Raw genomic sequence first — 21,382 nt, forward strand, 5'->3', positions numbered from 1 at the left:
CCATGCGCCTCGAGGACCTTTGCCCTGGCCTTTTCCTGAAGGGTCTCCTCCCCCAGGCCCTGGTGGAGGTGGTGGCCGTGGAGCGGATGGGCTCCGGCGCGGTGAACCTCACCTACCGCACCCTGGAGGGCCACGTGGGCTCGCGCCTCCTTCTGGCGGAGGAGGCCCGGGCCCTGGAGGCCCTAGAGGGGGCCCCCTCCTGGCCCTTTGACGGGGACGGGGCCCTTTTCCGCCTGGCGGCCGAGGCCCACCGCCTCAAGCTGGCCTACCTCTTTGACCCCCTCCTGGCGGTGCACACCTCGGAGGTGGAGCCCCTGCCCCACCAGATCCTGGCCGTCTACGAGGTCATGCTCCGCCGCAACCCCCTCCGCTTCCTCCTGGCGGACGACCCCGGGGCGGGGAAGACGGTCATGACCGGCCTCCTCATCAAGGAACTCATGGTCCGGGGGGACGTGCGCCGGTGCCTCATCGTGGCCCCGGGGAGCCTTTTGGAGCAGTGGCAGGAGGAGCTGCAAGGGCGTTTCCAGCTTCCCTTTGAGATCCTCACGGGGGAGCGCATCGCCCATGCCCGCACGGGGAACCCCTTCCTCGAGGCCGATCTCCTCATCGCCCGCCTGGACAAGCTGGCCCGCGATGAGGCCCTGCAGGCCAAGCTGGCCCACCCGGAGAACCGCTACGACCTGGTGGTGGTGGACGAGGCCCACAAGCTCTGGGCCAGCGTGTTCGGGAACGAGGTGCGCTACACCAAGCGCTACCACCTGGGCCAGCGCCTTTCCCGCCTCACCCGCCACCTCCTCTTCCTCACCGCCACCCCCCACAACGGCAAGGAGGAGGAGTTCCAGCTCTTCCTGGCCCTCCTGGACCCCGACCGCTTCGCAGGCCGGTTCAGGGCAGGGGTGCACCGCAGCGACATCAGCGACCTCATGCTCCGCCGCCAGAAGGAAGACCTCCTCCGGATGGACGGCACCCCCCTCTTCCCCGAACGCCGGGCCTACACCGTGGCCTACCGCCTCTCCCCGGAGGAGGAGGCCCTGTACCGGGAGGTTACGGACTACGTGCGCCAGGAGTGGGGGCGGGCGGAGCTCCTGCCCGACCGGCGCCGCGGTGCGGCGGTGGGCTTCGCCCTCACCCTGCTCCAACGGCGGCTGGCCTCCTCCCCTGAGGCCATCTACCAGTCCTTGAAGCGGCGCCGGGAGCGCCTCGAGGCCCGCCAGGCCCGGGTAAGGTGGGGTGAAGCGCTCCTTCCCGAAGACCTCGAGGCCCTGGACGCCGACCAGCCGGAGTGGGCCAACCTGGAAGACCTCCCCGAGGAGGAACAGCTCCGGCTGGAAGAGGCCCTCTTGGGGGAGGCCACCGCGGCCCGCTCCCTGAAGGAGCTCCAGGCGGAGGTGGAGACCCTAAAGCGCCTCGAGGCCCTGGCCCTGGAGGTGCGGAACCGGGGGGAGGACACCAAGTGGCGCGAACTCCGCTCCCTTCTGGAGGCCCTCTTCGGCCGTAGCGCCGACCCCGGCCGGAGGAAGCTCGTGGTCTTCACGGAGCACCGGGACACCCTGCGCTACCTGGAAAAGCGGGTGGGGGACTACCTGGGCCCCGAGCGGGTGGTGGCCATCCACGGGGGGCTTTCCCGGGAGGAGCGAAGGAGGCTTCAGGCCCGCTTCCTGGAAGACCCCAGGGTGCAGGTCCTCCTGGCCACCGACGCCGCGGGGGAGGGGATCAACCTCCAGCGGGCCCACCTCATGGTGAACTACGACCTTCCCTGGAACCCCAACCGCCTGGAGCAACGCTTCGGGCGCATCCACCGCATCGGCCAGACCGAGGTCTGCCACCTCTGGAACCTGGTGGCCGAGGGCACGCGGGAAGGGGAGGTGTACCGCCGCCTTCTGGACAAGCTGGAGGAGGCCCGCAAGGCCCTAGGCGGCCGGGTCTTTGACGTGCTGGGCCGGCTCCAGTTTGGGGGTAAGCCCCTGAAGGACCTCCTGCTGGAGGCCATCCGCTACGGCGACCGGCCCGAGGTTCGGGCCCGCCTGCAAGAGGCGGTGGAGGGGGCTGTGGACCCGGAAGCCCTGAAGGCCCTGCTAGAGGAAAGGGCCCTGGCCCGGGAGGTGCTGGACCGGGCGCGGGTGCTCCGGGTGCGGGAGGAGATGGAGCGGGCCGAGGCCCGGCGCCTGCAGCCCCACTACGTGGCCTCCTTCTTCCTCGAGGCCTTCCGCCGCCTCGGGGGCGGGGCCAGGGAGCGGGAAAGCGGCCGCTACGAGATCACCCACCTGCCCGCACGGGTGCGGGAGAGGATGCGGCAGGTGGCCAAGGGCCACGTCCCCGAGGGCTACGAGCGCGTTACCTTTGACAAGGGCCGCCTAAACCTCCCCGGCAGGCCCCCCGCGGTCCTGGTGGGCCCCGGGCACCCCCTCTTTGAGGCCGTCCTGGACCTCACCCTCGAGGCCCACCAGGGCCTCCTGCGCCAAGGGGCGGTGCTGGTGGACGAGGCCGATCTGGGCACCGTCCCCAGGGTCCTCTTCCTCCTGGAGCACGCCCTCGAGGGGGGCAAGGAGGGCGGCGTGCTCTCCCGGCGGGTCTTCTACCTGGAGGTGCACCCCACCGGCGAGATCCGCCCCCTGCCCGACGCTCCCCACCTGGACTACCGCCCCCTCCGCCCCGAAGAGCCCGCCCCGCAAGACCTTCTGGCCCGGCCGGAGCTGGCCTGGGCGCGGGGGGACCTGGCCCGGAAGGCCCTGGAGTACGCGGCGGAGCGCCTGGTCCCCGAGCACCTGAAGGCGGTGCGGGAAGAACGGGAAAGGTGGGTGGAGAAGGCCAAGGCCGAGGTCCAAACCCGCCTGGTGCATGAGATCGCCCATTGGGACCGCCGCGCCCAGGAGCTCAAGGAGAAGGAAGCCAGGGGCCAGCGCAACGCCAAGCTGAACTGGCAGGAGGCCCAAAAGCGGGCGGACGAGTTCCGCGAGCGCCTGGAGAAGAGGATGAAGGAACTGGACTTGGAGGCCCAGGTCTTCGCCAAGCCCCCCATCCTCCTCGGAGGGGCCGTGGTGGTGCCTAAGGGGCTTCTGGAGCGCCTTCTTGGGGAGCCCCCTTCCAGGGAATCCCTTCCCAAAGACACCCAGGCCGCGGCCGCCCGGGCACGGGCCATCGTCATGGAGGTTGAGCGCCGCCTGGGCTTTGAGCCCGTGGACCGGGAACTGGAGCGCTTGGGCTACGACATTGAAAGCCGCGACCCCAAAACAGGCCGCCTGCGCTTCATTGAGGTCAAGGGCCGCGTGGCCGGGGCCGACACCATCACCGTAACCCGCAACGAGATCCTCACCGCCCTGAACAAGCCGGAAGACTTCATCCTGGCCCTGGTGGTCTTCCAGGAGGACGGGAGCCACCAGGTGCGCTACGTGCGCCGCCCCTTCAACCGCGAGCCCGACTTTGGGGTAACCAGCGTGAACTACAGCTTTGCGGAGCTTTTTGCTCGGGGAGAGGAACCCTGGAAATGAGGATGACCTACGGGCGCGGGCTTCCCAATAACGAAAGAGACGCCCTTTTGGGGCGTCGGGCCAGAGATACTATCTCTGGCGGGGTTTACGCTTTAATTAAAGCGAAACCCCACCCCGTTGTCAAGACCCCATTTTATGGAGGAATCTCATGGAGAGGGTAATCGCTTACGTGGATGGCTTTAACCTTTACTTCGGCCTGCGCGAGGCGAAGCTAAAGCGCTATTATTGGCTTGACGTCAGCTTGTTGGCCAAAAACCTACTTAAGCCTCAACAACATTTGGTTGCCACCCACTATTTTACGGCGCGCATACAGGATACGGGAAATAACGGACCTGATCGGAAGCGTCAAAACGATTACTTAGAAGCCTTGACTTTGGTGGGTGTGAACTGCCACTTTGGTCATTATCTACAAAAGACCCAGCGGTGCCATAAATGTGGGGCAAGCTGGCCCTACTACGAGGAGAAAATGACCGATGTGAATATCGCTACCCAAATACTCTTGGATGCATGTGATGACCTTTTTGATGTAGCCCTTATTGTTTCTGGAGACAGCGACCTAAGCACTCCTATTCAGCGCGTACGGAGCCGCTTTCCTAATAAGCGAGTCATTGTCGCTTTTCCTCCGGGACGTTCTTCGGAACAGCTAAAAAAGCACGCTAGTGGCTACCTGCATATTGGCAAGGATAAGTTACGAAAAAGCCAACTACCTGATCGGCTGACAAAGCCAGATGGCCATGTGCTGGTTCGTCCGTCAACTTGGCGCTAAGAGGTGAATCATGAGTGAGGTACGCTCCCGGAAGAAACTCATTGAAGTCGCTCTACCCCTGGAAGCCATCAACGCCGCCTCCGCGCGGGAAAAGTCCATCCGCCACGGCCACCCCAGCACCCTGCACCTCTGGTGGGCCCGCCGCCCCCTGGCCTCGGCCCGGGCGGTCATCTTCGCCCAGATGGTGGACGACCCCTCCGCCTGCCCCGAGGAGTTCCCCACCGAGGAGGCCCAGGCAAGGGAGCGCGAGCGCCTTTTCCGCCTTATAGAAAAGCTGGTGCAGTGGGAAAACACCACCAACGAGGCCCTTTTGGAAGAGGCCCGGCAGGAGATCTGGAAAAGCTGGCAACGGGCCTGCCGGGATAACGCCCACCACCCCAGGGCCGAGGAGCTTTTCAACCCCAAGCGCCTGCCCGCCTTCCACGACCCCTTCGCCGGGGGCGGCGCCCTTCCTCTGGAAGCCCAGCGCCTGGGCCTGGAGGCTTACGCCAGCGACCTGAACCCCGTGGCCGTGCTCATCAACAAGGCCATGATTGAGATTCCCCCCCGCTTTGCGAATAGGCCCCCGGTGAACCCCGAGGCCCGGGCCAAGAAGGCCCTTATGGAGCGGGAGTGGAAGGGCGCCCAGGGCCTGGCCGAGGATGTGCGCTACTACGGCCGCTGGATGCGGGACGAGGCCGAACGGCGCATCGGCCACCTCTACCCCAAGGTGAAGATCACCCCCGAGATGGCCCAGGACCGGCCCGACCTGAAGCCCCTGGTGGGCCAGGAGCTCACGGTAATCGCCTGGATCTGGGCCCGTACCGTGCGGAGCCCCAACCCCGCCTTCGCCCATGTGGAGGTGCCCCTGGCCTCCACCTTCATGCTCTCCACCAAGCCGGGCAAGGAAGCCTACGTGGAGCCGGTGATTGAGGGGGATGGCTACCGCTTCACCGTGAAGGTGGGCAAGCCCAAAGACCCGGAGGCGGCCAAGATGGGCACCAAGCTGGCGCGTGGGGCCAACTTCCGTTGCTTGATGTCTGGCATGCCCATTGCAGCCGATTACATCTATGCTGAGGCCCGGTCAAAGCGGATAGGAACGCGCCTTATGGCCATTGTTGCAGAGGGCCCTAATGGTCGGATTTATCTCCCACCTACGCTTGAGCATGAGATGGTAGTTCTAGAGGCAAAACCGGATTGGAAGCCGGATGTACCTATGCCTGATAACCCCCGCTGGTTTTCGCCCCCTCTTTACGGTTTCACTACCTATGGCGACCTCTTCACCCCCCGCCAGCTGGTGTCCCTCACCACCTTCGCCGACCTGGTGGGCGAGGCCATGGAGCGCGTGCGCCAGGATGCCCTAGCCGCGGGCCTCCCCGACGACGACACCCCCCTGCGGGAGGGCGGCACCGGCGCCCGGGCCTATGCGGAGGCGGTGGGGGTGTATTTGGGGTTTGCAGTAGATAAAATGTCTGACCGAAACTCCGCAATATGCGGATGGGATTCTTCAAGAGATAGCATCCGGGGTGTGTTTGGGCGTCAGGCCATCCCAATGGTTTGGGACTTTGCTGAATCTAACTCAGTTGGTGGAAATGCTGGCAGTTTTGAAAACGCGTTGGAGCAGATTCAACAGGTTTTAGGTCACCTTCCCTCATTACTTCCTGGCGTTTCAAAACAAGCAGACGCTCAGAACCAAACTGTCAGCGCCGGAAAAATTATTTCTACCGACCCTCCCTACTACGACAACATCGGCTACGCTGACCTTTCCGACTTTTTCTATGTTTGGCTCCGTCGCTCCCTCCGCTCTGTTTTTCCCGACCTCTTTGCTACCGTGGCCGTGCCCAAGGCGGAGGAGCTGGTAGCTACGCCCTACCGGCATGGGAGCAAAGATAAAGCCGAGCAGTTCTTCTTGGAGGGCATGACCAAGGCCCTAGCCCGCCTGGCGGAGCAGGCCCACCCGGCCTTTCCGGTTACCATCTACTACGCCTTCAAGCAGTCGGAAAGCGAGGGGAACGGCGAGGCCCGGCGCACGGGGTGGGAAACCTTTTTGGAAGCCGTTATCCGGGCGGGGTTTTCCATCACCGGCACCTGGCCCATGCGCACGGAGCTGAGCAACCGCATGGTGGGGAAGGACACCAACGCCCTGGCTTCCAGCATCGTCCTGGTCTGCCGCAAGCGCCCGGAGAACGCCCCCACCGCCACCCGGCGCGAGTTCCTCTCGGCCCTGAAAGAGGAGCTTCCCAAGGCCCTTCGCCTCCTCCAGGCGGGCAACATCGCTCCCGTAGACCTGGCCCAGGCGGCCATCGGGCCGGGGATGGCGGTGTACACGCGCTACGCCGGGGTGCTGGATGCGGAGGGCAACCCCGTGACCGTGCGGGAGGCCCTAGCCCTCATCAACCAGGTGCTGGACGAGGCCCTGGCGGAGCAGGAGGGCGACTTTGACCCCGACACCCGCTGGGCCCTGGCCTGGTTTGAGCAGTTCGGCTTTGGGGAAGGGGAGTTCGGCGTGGCCGAAACCCTCTCCAAGGCCAAAAACACCAGCGTGGAGGGGCTGGTGGAGGCGGGCATCCTGGAGTCCCGGCGGGGTAAGGTGCGCCTCCTAAAGCCCGAAGAGCTCCCCGGGGACTGGGACCCGGTGCGGGATGGCCGCTTCACCTACTGGGAGGCGGTGCACCAGCTGGTCCTCCGCCTGGAAACCGGGGGCGAGATGGCCGCCGCGGACCTCCTGGCCAAGCTGGGAAGCCGAGGGGACACCGCCCGCGAACTGGCCTACCGCCTGTACGCCCTTTGCGAGCGCAAGGGCTGGAGCAAGGAGGCCCTTTCCTACAACGCCCTGGTGCAGAGCTGGCCCGAGATCGCCCGCCTGAGCCAGGAGGGGAAGGCCCCAGCGCAAACCGAGCTTTTTTAGAAAGGGGGGATAAACTGTGGCCATGACCAACCGCGAGCGCGTGGGCAAGGGGCTGGACCTTCTGCGGGAAGGCCTGGCCCCCTTTGTGGGGCGGGAGGTTAAGAGCGCTCTGGAAAAGGGAGCGCTTAACCCGGAAAAGCTCCGCACCTTTCTGGAAGACGGGCTCCTCAAGGACAAGCCCATCCTGGAGTGGGACAGCGCCGCCCTTCTTAAGCTCATGTGGGAGACCTGGAACGAGGTCTTCCGCGACACCCTGGGCCAGACCGAGCGGAGCCTGGTGAGCGAAATCCGGGACTGGCGGAACAAGTGGGCCCACCAGGAGCCCTTCTCCAGCGACGACGCCTACCGGGCCCTGGACTCCATGGAGCGCCTCCTTTCCGCCGTTTCCGCTCCCCAGGAAGACGAGGTGCGCCGCCTGAAGCTGGAGCTCATGCGCCAGGTCTTTGACGAGCAGGTGCGCCAGGAAAAGCGCAAGGCGGGGGGCTCCCTGGTTGAGGCCGCCAGCGGGACGCTCAGGCCCTGGCGGGAGATCATCACCCCCCACCCCGATGTGGCCAGCGGCCGCTACCAGCAGGCGGAGTTCGCCGCCGACCTCTGGCAGGTGCACCTGGGGGAGGGGAGCGACGAGTACCGGGACCCCGTGGAGTTCTTCCGCCGCACCTACCTCACCGAGGGCCTGAAGGGGCTTCTGGTGAACGCCTTAAGGCGCCTTTCCGGCCAGGGGGGGGACCCGGTGGTCCAGCTCCAGACCAACTTCGGGGGAGGGAAGACCCACTCCATGCTGGCCCTCTACCACCTGTTCTCCGGCAGGAAGCCCAGCGAGCTTCCCGGCGTGGAGGCCCTCCTGGCCGAGGCCGAGGTAACAGAGCTTCCCCAGGTGCGCCGGGTGGTGCTGGTGGGGAACAAGATCTCCCCCGGGAACCCCGTCACCAAGCCCGACGGCACCGTGGTCCGCACCCTGTGGGGGGAGCTTGCTTACCAGCTTGGGGGGAAGGAGGCCTACGCGGTCATCGCCGAGGACGACAAGAACGCCACCAGCCCCGGCGACCGCCTGCGGGAGCTTTTCGTGCGCTACGGCCCCTGCCTCATCCTCATTGACGAGTGGGTGGCCTACGCCCGCCAGCTCCACGACACGGGGGACCTCCCCGGGGGGAGCTTTGAAACCCAGTTCTCCTTCGCCCAGGCCCTCACGGAGTCGGCCAAGCTGGCCCCGAACTGCCTCCTGGTGGTCTCCCTGCCCGCTTCCGATGCCCGGAGCGAGGACGTGGAGGTGGGAGGCCTTAGGGGCCGGGAGGCCCTGGAGCGCCTCCGGAACGTGGTGGGGCGGTTGGAGTCTTCCTGGCGGCCGGCAAGCCCCGAGGAAAGCTTTGAGATCGTCCGCCGCCGCCTCTTCCAGCCCATCGCCGACCCCGAGGCCTACAAGCACCGGGACACCACCGCCCGGGCCTTCGCCGACCTCTACCGGAACCACGCGGCCGAGTTTCCGACGGAGTGCGCCACCAGCGACTACGAGGAGCGCATCAAAAGGGCCTTTCCCATCCACCCCGAGATCTTTGACCGCCTGTACCAGGACTGGTCCTCCCTGGTGAAGTTCCAGCGCACCCGGGGGGTCCTGCGCCTCATGGCCGCGGTGGTCCACGTCCTGTGGGAGAAGGGGGACAAGAACCCGCTCATCCTGCCCTCCACCATCCCCCTGGACGACCCCAGGGTCCAGTCGGAGCTCACCCGCCACCTGCCCGACAACTGGGCCCCCATCATCTCCCGGGACGTGGACGGGGAAAACGCCCTGCCCCTGCGGATAGACGCAGAGGTGCCCAACCTGGGCAAGTTCCAGGCCGCCCGGCGCGTGGCCCGCACCATCTTCCTGGGTTCGGCCCCCAAGGTGGGGGCGGCCCACCGGGGCCTCGAGGACCGCCGCATCAAGCTGGGGTGCGCCATGCCTGGGGAGTCCCCCGCGGTCTTCGGGGATGCCCTAAGGCGCCTGGCTGCCCAGGCCACCTACCTTTACCAAGACGGCACCCACTTCTGGTACGACACCCAGCCCACGGTGACCAAGCTGGCGGAGGACCGGGCCGGGGCTCTAAGGCGGGAGCCCGACAAGGTCTTTGAGGAGCTGGAACGGCGCCTAAGGGAGGCCTTTAGGGAACGGGGGCCCTTCGCCAAGGTGCACCTCTTCCCCCGCACGGGGGCCGACGTGCCCGACGACCTCGAGGCCCGCCTGGTGGTCCTCTCCCCGGAGTACCTCCACACCCGGGAAGGGGAGAGCAAGGCCCTTTTGGCTGCCCGGGAGCTCCTGGAGAAGCGGGGGAACGCCCCCAGGCTCTACCGCAACACCTTGGTCTTCCTGGCCGCCGATGGGCCCCGCTGGCAGGATTTGGAGGAGGCCATCCGCCTCTACCTGGCCTGGCGCTCCATCCTGGAGGAGAAGGAGGTTCTGAACCTCACCCCCTTCCAGGTGCGCCAGGCGGAGACCCAGCTGAAGGCGGCCGAAGGCACGGTGAACGCCCGCATTCCCGAGGCCTACGCCTGGCTCCTGGTGCCCGAGCAGAAGACCCCTTCCGACCCCATCACCTGGCAGGCCTTAAGGCTCACCGGCAACGACGCCCTAGCGGTCCAGGCAGGCAAGAAGCTCAAAAACGAGGACCGACTGGTTACCGGCCTGGCTCCCACCATCCTGCGCAAATACCTGGACGACGTCCCCCTTTGGCGGGGAAACCACGTGGCCATCCGCCAGCTGGTGGAGGACTTCGCCACCTACCTCTACCTGCCCCGCCTGGAAGGGCCTCATGTCCTGGCCCAGGCCATCCAGAAGGGGCTTTCCCTGCGCACCTGGCAGGCGGAAACCTTCGCCTACGCCGATGCGTACGATGAGGCCACGGGCCAATACCGGGGCCTTCGGGGTGGGGAAACCCTCCTGATCTCCCCGGATGACCCCGGCCTCCTGGTGCGCCCCGAGGTGGCCCGGGACCAGCTGGAACGGGAAAAGGTCGTTATCCCACCCCCCCCTCCAACCCCGCCCGAGGGGGGAGGCTCTCCGGGCGTCTCGGGTGGGGTGACCTCTCCCCCTCCGCCCCCCAAGAAGGTGCGGTTCTACGGGGTGGCCTCCTTAAACCCCATGCGGGTGGGCCCGGATGCGGCCAAGATCGCGGAGGAGATCATCGCCCATCTCCTGACCCAAGGGGCTAGGGTGGAGGTCACCTTGGAGATCAAGGCCCACGCCCCCCAGGGGTTTTCGGAGCATACGGTGCGGGTTCTGGCGGAAAACAGCCGGGCCCTCCGCTTTAACCAGGCGGACTTTGAGGAGGAGGGCGCCTAGGTGGGGGCGCTCTACCCAGCCCCCTTTCCTGGGTTGGCGTGGGTGGAGCGCCTTTTCTGCCTATAGAATGAGCGCCAAATGGCCTCTTCTCTATCAAAAGCCGAGCTTGTTCCTACCCCAGAACAGGAAAAGGCCCTGCACCTTTACCGTTCCCGCCAAGACTTCAAGCTGGTGGCGGTGGCGGGAAGCGGGAAGACCACCACCCTACGCCTCATGGCGGAGAGTTTTCCCAGAAGACACATCGCCTATTTGGCTTTCAACCGGGCCATGAAGGAAGAGGCCCGGCGCAAGTTTCCTCCCAATACCCGGGTGTTCACCCTCCACGCCCTGGCCTACCGGCGCACCGTGCCCGGCACCCCCTACGAGGCCAAGTTCCGGCTGGGGAACGGACAGGTTCGCCCCGTGCACGTTCGGGAACGCCTCCAGGTGGATCCCCTCCTGGCCTACGTGGTCCGCTCGGGGCTGGAGCGGTTCATCCGGTCGGGGGACCCGGAGCCCCTACCCCGGCACCTGCCTCGGGATTGGCGCAAAACCGTGGAGGCTCGGGGTCCTTCCGGCTTCGCCGAGGTGGAGCGGGCGGTGAAGGGGGTGGCCCTCCTTTGGAAGGCCATGCGAGACCCCAAGGACCCCTTCCCCCTCTCCCACGACGGCTACGTGCGCATCTGGCGGGAGGAGGGGGCAGGGGGGGACCCTCCGGCCGGGGTCATCCTGGTGGACGAGGCCCAGGATCTGGACCCCAACTTCCTGACGGTGCTTTCGGGCTGGCGGGGAAAGGCTCAACAGGTGTTCGTGGGGGATCCCCGCCAGCAGATCTACGGCTGGCGGGGCGCGGTGAACGCCATGGGGGAGATAGACCTGCCGGAAAGCCCCCTCACCTGGAGCTTCCGCTTTGGGGAGCCCCTGGCCTCCTTCGTTCAGGCCATCACCGCCCGGCAAACCCAGGGCCTGGTGCCCCTGGTGGGGCGGGCGGGGTGGGCTACGGAGGTCCACGTCAACCTTTTCCCCACGCCCCCCTTCACCATCCTCACCCGATCCAACCTGGGTCTGGTCACCGCCCTCTTAGAGGGGGCCCAGCTCTTTTCCCTGCAAAAGGAGGAGGCCCACGTGGTGGGGGGTGTGGAGGAGCTGGTCTGGCTCCTCACCGACTTGCAGGCCATCAAGGAAGGGGGTGAGCGCCCCAGGCCTCACCCGGAGCTTTTGGGTATTTCCAAGTGGGAAGAGGTGGAGTCCCTGGCGGAGTATTCCATCGTCTTGAACCGTTTGCTCCGCCTGGCCAAGGAGTACGATCTCGAGGCCCTCGCCCACAAGATCGCCCAGCTGCACGGTCCGGAGGAGGGAGCTAAGCTGGTCCTTTCCACCGCCCACAAGGCCAAGGGGCGGGAGTGGGACCGGGTGCTCCTCTGGGAGGATTTTTACTGGGTTGCGGCCTACCGATGGTTTTTCCCCAACACTGCTCCGCCCCCTAGCGAGCCGTCCCCGGAGTTTTTGGAGGAAGAGAACATCTTCTATGTGGCCATGACCAGGGCCCGCCTTGGCCTTCACATTTCCCTGCCCGAGGCTTTGGCGGAAGAGGAGGCCAAGCGGATCCTGGACCGCCTGTCCCCAGGCTTACCTTCGGGGGAGGATAGGGGAGAGGACGAGAGGGGAGAAACCCTCCCGGCGCCCTTTACAGGGCCTACCCCGGTTTCCCCTAAAGAAGCCACCTTCCCCCTTCCCTCCCTTTACGACCGCCTGCTTTCGGAGGCCCTCAATGGGGGGAGGGACCCCCTGCTTCACCTCCTCCGGGATGATCTGGCCCGCCTCTCCGGCCTTTCTCCCACCCCCTTACCCCCGGAAGTGGCCCAGGCCCTTTGGGAAAGGGCCCGTCCGGAAGAGGCCCTGGGTGCCATACGGGAAGGGCTTGGAGCCATGTGGCGGGAGGATCCCTACGAGCTCCTGCGCGCCATCAACGCCCTAGCCCTCTTGGGCGGGCGCAACCCCCGCAAGCTTGCCAAAATCCTCGGGGATAGGTTCCCCGGGGGCGAGGAGGCGGAGGATCTTCTTTTCGTGGCCCGGGCCAGGAAGCGGGAGCTTATGGGTAGGTCCCTTGCCGAGTTTTGGCGGGGCTTAGGGGCGAGCGTGCGGCACCCTCTTTTAAAGGCCTATGCCCGGGCACGGTTTTAAGGGAGGGTTTCGCTACCTAGGCCGGCCCGCTGGGGGTGAGGAAGCGCAAGGGCCAGCCATTGGAGGCTCCCGAGTAAAACGAGGCCTCGGGGAGGACGCCGGGCTCCCCGGCCTCGAGGCTAGGCAGGGAGGCCAACCCCTGGGTAAGATGCTCACCCTGTTGGGAAAACCCCTCCCTATCATGGGGTCATGGAGCTTGACCCGCTGCTGGTTAGTCTGAGGGATCATCTTCAGAGCGATGCGATTCTTGAGGAGAATCCTAAGGGTGGTTGGCAGGTGAGGGCTTCCCGTTCATCCCGTGTCCTTGAAATTACCGAGGAGCAAGCCCGCCTATTGATGCTTCCTGAATCAGAGTGGTTTCCACTAGAACTGGAATACTGGCGTAAACGGGCGCAAAAACTTAGAACAGAAGAGGAAAGGAACCGTCGGGAGATCGGATGGTACGAAAGCCGTGACCTACTGCCTCCCCTTTACCTTTTTGAGCGGAGAAACCGCCTCATCAACGATCTCGCAACCGCCGAGGAAAAGATCAAGATTCTAGAGCAGAAGCTTTTTAATCAAGAACCATAGACAAACCACTAAAGGAAGCTCAGGTCCTCCACCCACACGATCTCGCAGGCCCCGTTGCCCGTGTCCGAGCGGGTGGTGGAGGTGCGCCAGTAGAAGCCCTCTGGGCCGGTCACGTTCACCAAGAACCCCCGGATGGCCACCAGATGGCCGGGCCGGAGGCGCAGGAGCGCTTTCTTCAGGGCGTCGTTGGCGGGCACCATGTGCATGTTGGCGCTGTTTACCGCCATCTCCCCCGGAGGGATAGGGGGTTTCCCCGACCAGCTGTAGAAGTAGAAGCGGAAGTCCTGGCGGATCCGGAGGTGCCGGAGCACCGCGGTGTCGGACATGGGCCCCCAGCCCAGGGCCAGGTCCAGGGGGGCGACGGCTGCACCCCGGTCGCGGTAGACCCGCTTGGCCAGCACCCGCGCCCGGAGTTCAAAGCGGGCCACGGGGATGAAGCGGTAGCCGTCCCTTTCCCAAACCCGGACTTCCTCGCGGGAAAGGGGGCGTTGCACCGGGGGGTCGGGAACCAAGACCCCTGGGGGATGGGGGATGGGCCGGTTTCCTGCGTAGCGGTTCCAACCCAGGACCGTGCCTAGGAGAAGGAGTGCCAAAAGGAGGGTTCGCAACGCCCAAACCCAGAGGTCGCGCTCGCCGCCCTCTGGTCTCCTCACCCCAGTTTAGGGGACCAGGGGCCAGTGTGCTTTAGAAGGCCAAGCCTCGGGGATGCCCTGCGGGACGCCCTAGACCCCCGGGCCCGCTAGGAGGCGGAAGAGGCCCCGGTGGCTCGGAAGGAGCTCGGGGTGCCACTGCACCCCCAGGAAGAGGGGATGGCCCTCCAGGACCACGGCCTCCACCAGCCCGTCTGGGGCCACGGCCACGGGCCTAAGCCCCTGGCCCAGGGCCTTCACCCCCTGGTGGTGGTAGGAGTTCACCCGGAAGGTCTCGGGGAAGAGGCCCTCCAGGGGGCTCTTTCCCACCTGGCGCACGCTGTGCCCGAGGGTGCCCCAGGGGGCCTTTTGGTAGTGCTGGATGGGGCTTTGCAGGTCCTGGTGGAGGCTTCCTCCTAGGGCCACGTTCAGCACCTGGAGGCCCCGGCAGATCCCGAGAAGGGGCATGCCCTCTTTGGCCGCGTACCGGGCCAGGCGGAGCTCCAGGGCGTCCCGCTCCGGGTGCACCTCCCCCAGGCCGGGCCCGGGCTCCTCCCCGTAGAGGGCGGGGTCCACGTCCACCCCCCCGGGGAGGAGGAGGCCGTCCAGGTGGGGGAGGAGGCGCTCCACCCCCTCCGGGTCCTGGGGGGGGAGGAGGACGGGGGTGAGGCCCACCTGGACCAAGGCCTCCAGGTAGGGGGTGCGCACCCCGTAGAAGCCCTGGGTAAACTGGGTGGCGATGCCGATGAACCTGGCCATGCCCCAGTTTACCGAGGGCTTCCTCGAGGCCCTCAAGGAGGCGGCCCGCCGCTTCCCCACCCCCTTTTACGCCTACGACCTCCCCCAGGTGGAGCGGGAGGTGGCCCTCTTCCGGGAGGCCTTCCCCGGGGCCCGGCTCTTCTACGCCCTGAAGGCCAACCCCCGCCTGGGCCTCCTCCGGCGCCTCCGGGCCCTGGGGCTTGGGGTGGAGGCCGTCTCCCTGGGGGAGGTCCTCCGGGCCTACCGGGCGGGGTTCGGCCCGGAGGAGGTGGTCCTGAATGGGCCGGTGAAGACCCCGGAGGACCTGAGGGTCCTGGCGGAACGCCCCCCCTATGTGGTCCTGGACTCCTGGCCGGACCTCCGCCGGGTGGCCCGCCTCCTCCCGGGGGTCCGGGTCCTGGTGCGGGTGAACCCGGGCCTGGAGGTGGCCACCCACGCCCACCTGGCCACCGCCAGGAAGGAGAGCCAGTTCGGCTTCCTCCCCGAGGAGGCGCCCTCCGCCCTGGAGGAGGCCCAGGCCTTGGGACTTAGGCCCCTGGGCCTCCACCTCCACCTGGGCTCCCACCTGGACCGGCCGGAGGACTTCCTCCGGGGCTACCGGGTCCTGGAGGGCCTAAGGGGGGCGGTGGGGCCTTTAGAGGTCCTGGACCTGGGGGGCGGGTTCGGCCCGGCCCTGGACCTGAAGGCCCTGGCCCCGGAGGCGGCCCGCCTATCGGCCCTCTACGGGGCCCAGCTCTGGCTGGAGCCCGGGCGGCGCCTGGTGGCGGGGGCGGGGGTCCTGGTGGTCCGGGTCTGGGGGGAGAAGCGCACCGGCCGGCCCTACCTCCTCCTGGACGGGGGGATGAGCGTCTTCCTCCGCCCCGCCCTCTACGGGGCCCGGCACCCCGTCCTGCCCCTGTACGAGGGGGAAGGGGAGGGGGTCTACGACCTGGCGGGTCCGGCCTGCGAGGCGGGGGATGTCCTGGCCCGGGAGGTGCGCCTGCCCCGCCCAGAGGAGGGGGACGCCCTGGCCTTCCTCTGGGCGGGGGCCTACGGGGGGAGCATGGCCACCCCCTACCTGGACACCCCGGCCCCCTTGGAGGTGGCCTGGACAGGGTCGGGGTGGGAGGTCCTCCGCCCCCGGGGCCGCATCGAGGCCCTCTGGGCGGGGGAGGGGTAGGGGGGATGGAGCTCCTGGCCAACGCCTTCTTTCCGGAGGGGCCGGCCCTGGCCCGCCTCCGCTTCTCTGAGCGGGTGGAGGGCCTGGAGCCCCGGGGCCCCGTGGACCTCGAGGCCCCTTGGGCCCTCCCGGGCTTTGTGGACCTGCACGTGCACGGGGGCGGGGGACGGGAGGTTATGGAGGGGGAGGAGGGGATCCGGGCCCTCCTCGCCTTCCACCTCCGCCACGGGACCACGGCCCTCCTGGCCACCACGGTGACCGCCCCCCTGGAGGACCTCCTAAGGGTGTTGGAGGCCGCCCGGCGGGTGATGGCGCGCCCCGGGCCCGGCGAGGCGCGCCTTTTGGGGGTGCACCTGGAGGGGCCCTTTATCTCCCCCCGGCGCCTGGGGGCCCAGCCCCCCTTCGCCCGGCCCCCCACCCTAGAGGAGCTCGAGGCCCTCCTCGCCTCCCAGGCCGTGCGGGCCGTTACCCTGGCCCCGGAGCTTCCCGGGATGGACTGGGCCATTCCCCTCCTCAGGGAGCGGGGCGTGCGGGTGCAGATCGGCCACACGGAGGCGGGCTACGAGGAAACCCTGAGGGCCCTGGAGCGGGGGGCTTCGGGCTTCACCCACCTCTTCAACGCCATGCCCCCCCTGCACCACCGGGCCCCGGGGGTGGTGGGGGCGGCCCTGGAGCGGGGCCGGTGGGCGGAGGTCATCCCCGACGGCCTCCACGTCCACCCCAGCCTCCTCCGCCTGGCTCACCGCCTGATCCCCGGCCTCTACGCGGTCACGGACGCGGTGGCCGCGGCGGGGATGCCGGACGGGGTCTACCCCTTGGGGGCCCACCGGGTGGAGAAGCGGGGGGAGGGGGTGTGGCTGGGGGAGGGCCTGGCGGGGAGCACCCTCACCATGGACCGGGCCCTTGAGCGCCTCCTGGAGTTCGGCTTTTCCCTGGAGGAGGCCGTGGCCCTGACGGGCCTCCGCCCCGCGGCCTACCTGGGGCTAGAGCACGGCCTGGAGCCCGGCCTCCCCGCGGACCTCGTCCTCTGGCAGGGGGGGCTTGTGGAGGTTTACCTGGGAGGGCGTAAGGTGGTGGGGTGAAGGGCGACACGCCGGTAAGGCTGGTGGTCCTGGGCGGGGGGAACCGGGGCCGGACCCTTGCCCAATACGCCCTCCTGCACCCGGACCGGACCCGGGTGGTGGCCGTGGCCGAACCCCACCCGGGCCGCCGGGCCTACTTCGCCGAGGCCCACGGCCTGCCCCCGCACCGGCTTTACGAGGACTGGAGGGCCCTCCTGGAGGAGCCCCGCCTGGGGGAGGCGGCCCTCCTCACCCTCCCCGATGCCCTCCACGCGGAGGCCGCGGTGGCCCTCCTGGAAAAGGGGTACCACGTCCTCCTGGAGAAGCCCGTGGCCACCACCCTGGAGGACCTGGACCGGGTGGAGGGGGCCTGGCGGCGGTCGGGCCGCATGGTGGCCGTGGCCCACGTCCTCCGCTACACCCCCTACGCCCGGGGGCTGAAGGCCCTCCTGGAGGAGGGGGTCATCGGGCATCCCGTCTCCCTCCAGCACCTGGAGCCCGTGGGGCACTGGCACTTCGCCCACTCCTACGTCCGCGGGAACTGGCGGGAGGAGAAGGCCTCCAGCCCCTTCCTCCTGGCCAAGGCGGTGCACGACCTGGACTGGATCCTCTTCCTCATGCCGGGGGAGGTGGCCCGGATGGCCTCCTTCGGCGGGCTTTACCACTTCCGGCCGGAGAACCGGCCTAAGGGGGCGGGGGAGCGGTGCCTCTCCTGCCCCGAGGAGGTGGAGCGGGCCTGCCCCTTTTCCGCCCGGCGGATCTACCTCGAGGCCTACGACCGGGGGGAGCGGGGCTGGCCCCTGGACGTGGTGGCCTTCCCCCTCACCCGGGAGGCCCTCCTGGAGGCCCTCTGGACGGGGCCTTACGGGGAGTGCGTCTACCTGGGGAAGAACGACGTGGCCGACCACCAGGCGGTCCTCCTGGAGTACCGGGACGGGCGCACCGCCAGCTTCCACGCGGAGGCCCTGAGCCGCATGCGCTTCCGGGAAACGCGCCTCTTCGGCACGGAGGGGGAGCTTTGGGGGGATGGGGAGTCGGTGCGGGTCTTCCGCTTCCTGGAGGGCGAGCGGGTCTACCGGGTGGGGGAGGGCCGGGAGGGCTCCTTGCGTTCGGGCCACGGCGGGGGGGACATGGGCCTCATGGCGGACTTCGTGGAGGCGGTGGCCCGGGAGGACCCCTCCCGCCTCGAGGCCTTTGAGGAGGCCCTTTACGCCCACCGCCTCACCCTCCTGGCGGAGCAGAGCCGAAGGGAAGGGCGAACGGTGGACCTGTGATCCGCATCGCGTTTGTGGGCGCCGGCAATGCGGTTTTTGGCCGCACCTTTCTCTTAGACCTCTTCCTCTCCCCCTTGGAGGAGGTGGAGGTGCGCCTGGTGGACCCCGAAGGGGACCGCCTAGCCCGGCTGGTGCGCTTGGGAGAGAAGTTCCGGGAAGAGGGGCCCAAAGCCGTTTACCTCCGCCCTCTGCCCCTGCCGGAGGCCCTGAGGGGAGCCCACGTCCTGGTCTTCGCTGCGGATGTGGGGGGAGAGGAGGTCCTGAGGCAGGACTACGAGACGGCGTTGGCCTTTGGGGTGGACCAGTCTATCGGCGATACCCTGGGCCCGGGGGGGCTCATGAAGTTCCTCCGCCTGCTCCCCCTCCTGGAGGAGGTGGCGGAAGGGTTTCAGGGAGAGCTTATCCTGAACTACGCCAACCCCCTGACCGCCGTGACCGCCTTTTTGGCGCGGAAAGGGCATAGGGCGCTGGGCCTTTGCCACTCCATTGCCGAAACCGCCCGTACCCTGGCGGGCTACCTGGGCTTTTCGGAAGGGGAGCTGGACTACCTGGCGGGAGGGGTTAACCATCTTTCCTGGTTTGTCCGCCTAGCCCATGGGGGGGAGGACCTTTACCCCCGCCTCCGGGCCCTGGCCCAGCAGGAGGATTACTGGGAGCTGGACCCGGTGCGGTTTGAGCTCTTGCGCGTCTTTGGCCTCTTCCCTTCGGAGTCCAGCGGACACGTTTCCGAATACCTGCCCTACTTCCGCAAGCGGCCGGAGATCATGGCCCGCTATGTCCGTTCCGGGTATAGGGGAGAGAGCGGGTTTTACCCCCGCCACCACCTCCGCTTTGTGGAGGAGGCCCTGCGGGAGGAGGAGGCTTGGCTTCGCGGCGCCTACCCAAAATCCCCCAGCGGGGAGTATGCGGTACCGGTGTTGGAGGCCTTCTTCTTGGGGAGGGCGTTCCGCCTTTACGCTACCCACCTCGAGACCCGGGTCCCTGGGCTCCTGGCCGGTTTTCCCGCGGAGGCCCCCTTGCGCCTCCCCGCCTGGAAGGGGGAGGAGGTCCTCCTCCCCCCGGGTCCCCTGGCCCTAAGCCGGCATGCTCAGGAGGTTCAGGCCCTTTGGGTGGAGGGGGCTCTAGGGCATGACCCCAGCCTTCTCCTTCAGGGCCTGGCCTTGGATCCCCTCACGGCGGCGGTGCTGGACCTCAGGGGAATAGAGGCCCTCTTTCGCAGGCTGGTAGAGGCCGGAAAGGGCCTTCTCCCTTCTTGGGTAACGTAGCGGGTTCGTGCCTTGCCCTTGCAAAGCGGGGGGAAGCGCTAAAGCCCCATGCCGATGGGGAGGCCGTTAGGTCAGGGGGAACTGGCCCGAAGGAAAAGCAAGGGGACAGAGCAGAGGGCTTCCGGGCAAGGCCCCGCACCTAAAGGCCAGGCGACTTCCTCCCTAGGGCTTGGGCACCCGGTCCACGAAGGCGTTGGTGTCGGTGCGCTTGAATTCGAGGCGGACCCGGCGATGCCTTTGTTTGGGTCTTCAGGGTGTGGGCTTCCTAACCTTGGGCTAACACGGGGGGATTAGCCTGAGGGAGTGGGATACCTCAGAACTTGCACCTATATTTCTCTGAGGTTTATGCAGGTGAGCTGCTGCAAAGGGGCCGTCGGTTTCCCGTTGGGTAACGGGTGGCATGAAGCTCGTGGCCCTCTTCTTCCTTTCCCGTATTTTCGCTCTTTGGCCAAGCGCCCGCCTCCCCACTTCCTTCAAGCCCACCTTTCTCGTCACGGGCCAAGGCGGAGCCAGACCTCAGCACGCCGGGATGGGATCTCTCTCCGCCTCCTCCCACTTCCTCCTCGATTCCCTGGCATCCTAGCTGGGAATCCCCATCTAGGTGGCCGATGCTGCCCCAAGGGGACCTTTTCAGGTTGGACTTGGTATCTTCCCCTTCTTCTCCTTGGGCAGGGGGTGCTGGGGATGCGGGTTTTGAGGTACCCAGTACTCCTGGCTTTTATCCTTTGGACCTTCTCTTCCACCTCAGCCCAGGGCCTTACCTGGCAGGAAGCCCTCAATGTTCTTTGGACTAGTCCTGAGGCCCAGGCCTTGGAGGCCCAGTACCGCTCAGCCGAGGTTGCTTACGCCAAAGCCCTGGCGGCGGTGGGTTTCCAGGTCTTGGGGGGTGGGGGCTATGCCTACACAGAGGGGACGGGCCAGGCAACCCTTCAGGCCAGCCTGAGCCTAGGGGTTCTTCCCTATAGCCCTGCTAGCGAGGCCCTTAGGGCTGCTAGGAAAGCCCTAGAGCGGGCAGAGCTCAGCCTGAGGGCCGGGAAGATGGATCTGGTTCTCACCCTGGCCCAACGCTACTACGCGGCTTACCTGGCGGGGAAAAACCTGGAGGTGGCCCAGAAGGCTCTGGAGGTAGCCCAAAGCGCCTACCGGGCGGCCCAGGCCCGACGGGCCCAAGGACAGCTTGCCCCTTCGGGCCTCCTCCAAGCGGAGGCCGACCTTAAGGCGGCGGAGGCGGCTTTGGCTCAAGCCGAGGCGGATCGGGTGGCAAGTCTGGCGGCCCTTTATGCCCTGCTGGGACGCCCGGTAGGTCTGGACCCCGCCACCCCTCCTCCGGAGACCCTGCCCTCTGTACCCGATCTGGAAACGGCCCTCCGTGGGCTTTCCAGCCTGCCCGAGGTGGCCCGAGCCCAAAACACCCTGGAGGACGCTCAAGCCAGCTTGACCTACGCTGAGCGGAGCCGTTTCCTCCCCCAGGGGAGCCTGATCTTGGCCTACGGCCAGGGCACAGGGGCCTCTAGTTTGGGGTTGAACCTTAACCTAGCCACCGGTACCCTGAGCGTAAGCGGTACCTACGCTCCGGGTGCGGGAGGAAGCGGACGCTTCCAGGCTAGCCTAAGCCTGGCCCTGCCCCTGGTGGACCCTGGCGGGGAAGCCCAGGTGGCCGCGGCCAAGGCGGCTTTAGAGGGGGCTCTGGCCGCTTTGGATCAGGCTCGCTTTTCTGCAGAAGCCACCCTAAGGGGGCGTTTGGCCGCCTACCGGGCAGCGTTGGACCAGCTCGAGGCCGCCCAGGCTGCACACCGAGCGGCGGTGCAGGGGGAGGAGGAAGCCCGTCTCCGCCTGCAGGCGGGCCTCATCTCCCCCCTGGAACTGGCCCAGGCCCAACTGGCCCGCCTACGAGCGGCCTACGCCGTGGAAAGCGCTCGGGTAAGCGCCTATCTGGCCTGGCTGGCCCTACAACGGGCCCAAGGCCAGCTGGAGGTGGAACAGTGAGAAATTTTTGGAAAGTGGTTTTCCCGTTGCTCCTTTCCCCCTCTTTGGCCCAACCGGCT

General features: G+C 67.2%; 13 protein-coding genes. 11 read left to right on the forward strand and 2 right to left on the reverse strand.

Going from position 1 to position 21,382, the window contains the following annotated elements; all coding sequences use genetic code 11:
- Positions 1-2: 2 nt before the first annotated feature.
- From B043_RS13395 to B043_RS12850, 6 genes are all read left to right on the forward strand, one after another.
- Complete coding sequence (locus B043_RS13395; protein ID WP_018461864.1) at positions 3-3,488, forward strand: helicase-related protein; 3,486 nt, start codon at positions 3-5, stop codon at positions 3,486-3,488.
- Between the two features lie 148 nt (positions 3,489-3,636).
- Positions 3,637-4,254, forward strand: coding sequence for an NYN domain-containing protein (locus B043_RS12700; RefSeq protein ID WP_081623146.1), 618 nt, complete (start codon positions 3,637-3,639; stop codon positions 4,252-4,254).
- Positions 4,255-4,264: 10 nt separating this feature from the next.
- Entirely contained in the window at positions 4,265-7,141 is a 2,877-nt protein-coding gene (locus B043_RS0109795) for a DUF1156 domain-containing protein (RefSeq protein WP_018461865.1), read from the forward strand.
- Between the two features lie 22 nt (positions 7,142-7,163).
- Positions 7,164-10,457, forward strand: a complete 3,294-nt coding sequence (locus B043_RS0109800; RefSeq protein WP_018461866.1) for a Swt1 family HEPN domain-containing protein — start codon at positions 7,164-7,166, stop codon at positions 10,455-10,457.
- A 78-nt stretch (positions 10,458-10,535) separates the two neighbouring features.
- Positions 10,536-12,620: a UvrD-helicase domain-containing protein gene (locus tag B043_RS0109805; protein WP_018461867.1), complete on the forward strand. Its 2,085-nt coding sequence runs from the start codon at positions 10,536-10,538 to the stop codon at positions 12,618-12,620.
- A 189-nt stretch (positions 12,621-12,809) separates the two neighbouring features.
- Entirely contained in the window at positions 12,810-13,190 is a 381-nt protein-coding gene (locus tag B043_RS12850) for a hypothetical protein (RefSeq protein WP_155987425.1), read from the forward strand.
- An 8-nt stretch (positions 13,191-13,198) separates the two neighbouring features.
- Here B043_RS12850 and B043_RS0109810 read toward each other — a convergent pair whose 3' ends face one another.
- Both B043_RS0109810 and B043_RS0109815 read right to left on the reverse strand, forming a co-directional pair.
- Positions 13,199-13,843 (reverse strand): hypothetical protein, encoded by a 645-nt coding sequence (locus tag B043_RS0109810; protein WP_081623148.1) that lies wholly within the window; start codon positions 13,841-13,843, stop codon positions 13,199-13,201.
- Positions 13,844-13,912: 69 nt separating this feature from the next.
- A complete protein-coding gene (locus B043_RS0109815) occupies positions 13,913-14,578 on the reverse strand; it encodes a gamma-glutamyl-gamma-aminobutyrate hydrolase family protein (protein ID WP_018461869.1) in 666 nt (221 codons plus the stop codon).
- Here B043_RS0109815 and lysA point away from each other — a divergent pair.
- The 5 genes from lysA (at position 14,565) to B043_RS0109845 (ending at position 21,323) form a co-directional block, all read left to right on the forward strand.
- Complete coding sequence (lysA, locus tag B043_RS0109820) at positions 14,565-15,737, forward strand: diaminopimelate decarboxylase (RefSeq protein ID WP_015065403.1); 1,173 nt, start codon at positions 14,565-14,567, stop codon at positions 15,735-15,737. The two genes, B043_RS0109815 and lysA, sit on opposite strands and share 14 nt — an antisense overlap.
- Before the next feature lie 5 nt (positions 15,738-15,742).
- Positions 15,743-16,819: an N-acetylglucosamine-6-phosphate deacetylase gene (locus B043_RS0109825; RefSeq protein ID WP_015065404.1), complete on the forward strand. Its 1,077-nt coding sequence runs from the start codon at positions 15,743-15,745 to the stop codon at positions 16,817-16,819.
- Entirely contained in the window at positions 16,816-18,072 is a 1,257-nt protein-coding gene (locus B043_RS0109830) for a Gfo/Idh/MocA family protein (protein ID WP_015065405.1), read from the forward strand. The genes B043_RS0109825 and B043_RS0109830 overlap by 4 nt, the downstream gene beginning before the upstream one ends.
- Positions 18,069-19,337 carry a family 4 glycosyl hydrolase gene (locus B043_RS0109835; RefSeq protein WP_015065406.1) on the forward strand — a complete coding sequence of 423 codons (1,269 nt, stop codon included), beginning with the start codon at positions 18,069-18,071 and terminating at the stop codon, positions 19,335-19,337. Before B043_RS0109830 ends, B043_RS0109835 begins: the two co-directional genes overlap by 4 nt.
- Before the next feature lie 864 nt (positions 19,338-20,201).
- Entirely contained in the window at positions 20,202-21,323 is a 1,122-nt protein-coding gene (locus B043_RS0109845) for a TolC family protein (RefSeq protein WP_476687175.1), read from the forward strand.
- Positions 21,324-21,382: the final 59 nt, after the last annotated feature.

The organism is Thermus oshimai DSM 12092 (assembly GCF_000373145.1).
Lineage (GTDB): Bacteria > Deinococcota > Deinococci > Deinococcales > Thermaceae > Thermus > Thermus oshimai.

What these genes read in the sequence shown, in the direction of transcription:
- B043_RS0109825 (WP_015065404.1), top strand. Translation starts at nt 15,743, where the DNA reads ATGGAGCTCCTGGCCAACGCCTTCTTTCCGGAGGGGCCGGCCCTGGCC.
- lysA (WP_015065403.1), top strand. Translation starts at nt 14,565, where the DNA reads ATGAACCTGGCCATGCCCCAGTTTACCGAGGGCTTCCTCGAGGCCCTC.
- B043_RS12850 (WP_155987425.1), top strand. Translation starts at nt 12,810, where the DNA reads ATGGAGCTTGACCCGCTGCTGGTTAGTCTGAGGGATCATCTTCAGAGC.
- B043_RS13395 (WP_018461864.1), top strand. Translation starts at nt 3, where the DNA reads ATGCGCCTCGAGGACCTTTGCCCTGGCCTTTTCCTGAAGGGTCTCCTC.
- B043_RS12700 (WP_081623146.1), top strand. Translation starts at nt 3,637, where the DNA reads ATGGAGAGGGTAATCGCTTACGTGGATGGCTTTAACCTTTACTTCGGC.
- B043_RS0109815 (WP_018461869.1), bottom strand. Translation starts at nt 14,578, where the DNA reads ATGGCCAGGTTCATCGGCATCGCCACCCAGTTTACCCAGGGCTTCTAC.
- B043_RS0109805 (WP_018461867.1), top strand. Translation starts at nt 10,536, where the DNA reads ATGGCCTCTTCTCTATCAAAAGCCGAGCTTGTTCCTACCCCAGAACAG.
- B043_RS0109800 (WP_018461866.1), top strand. Translation starts at nt 7,164, where the DNA reads ATGACCAACCGCGAGCGCGTGGGCAAGGGGCTGGACCTTCTGCGGGAA.
- B043_RS0109795 (WP_018461865.1), top strand. Translation starts at nt 4,265, where the DNA reads ATGAGTGAGGTACGCTCCCGGAAGAAACTCATTGAAGTCGCTCTACCC.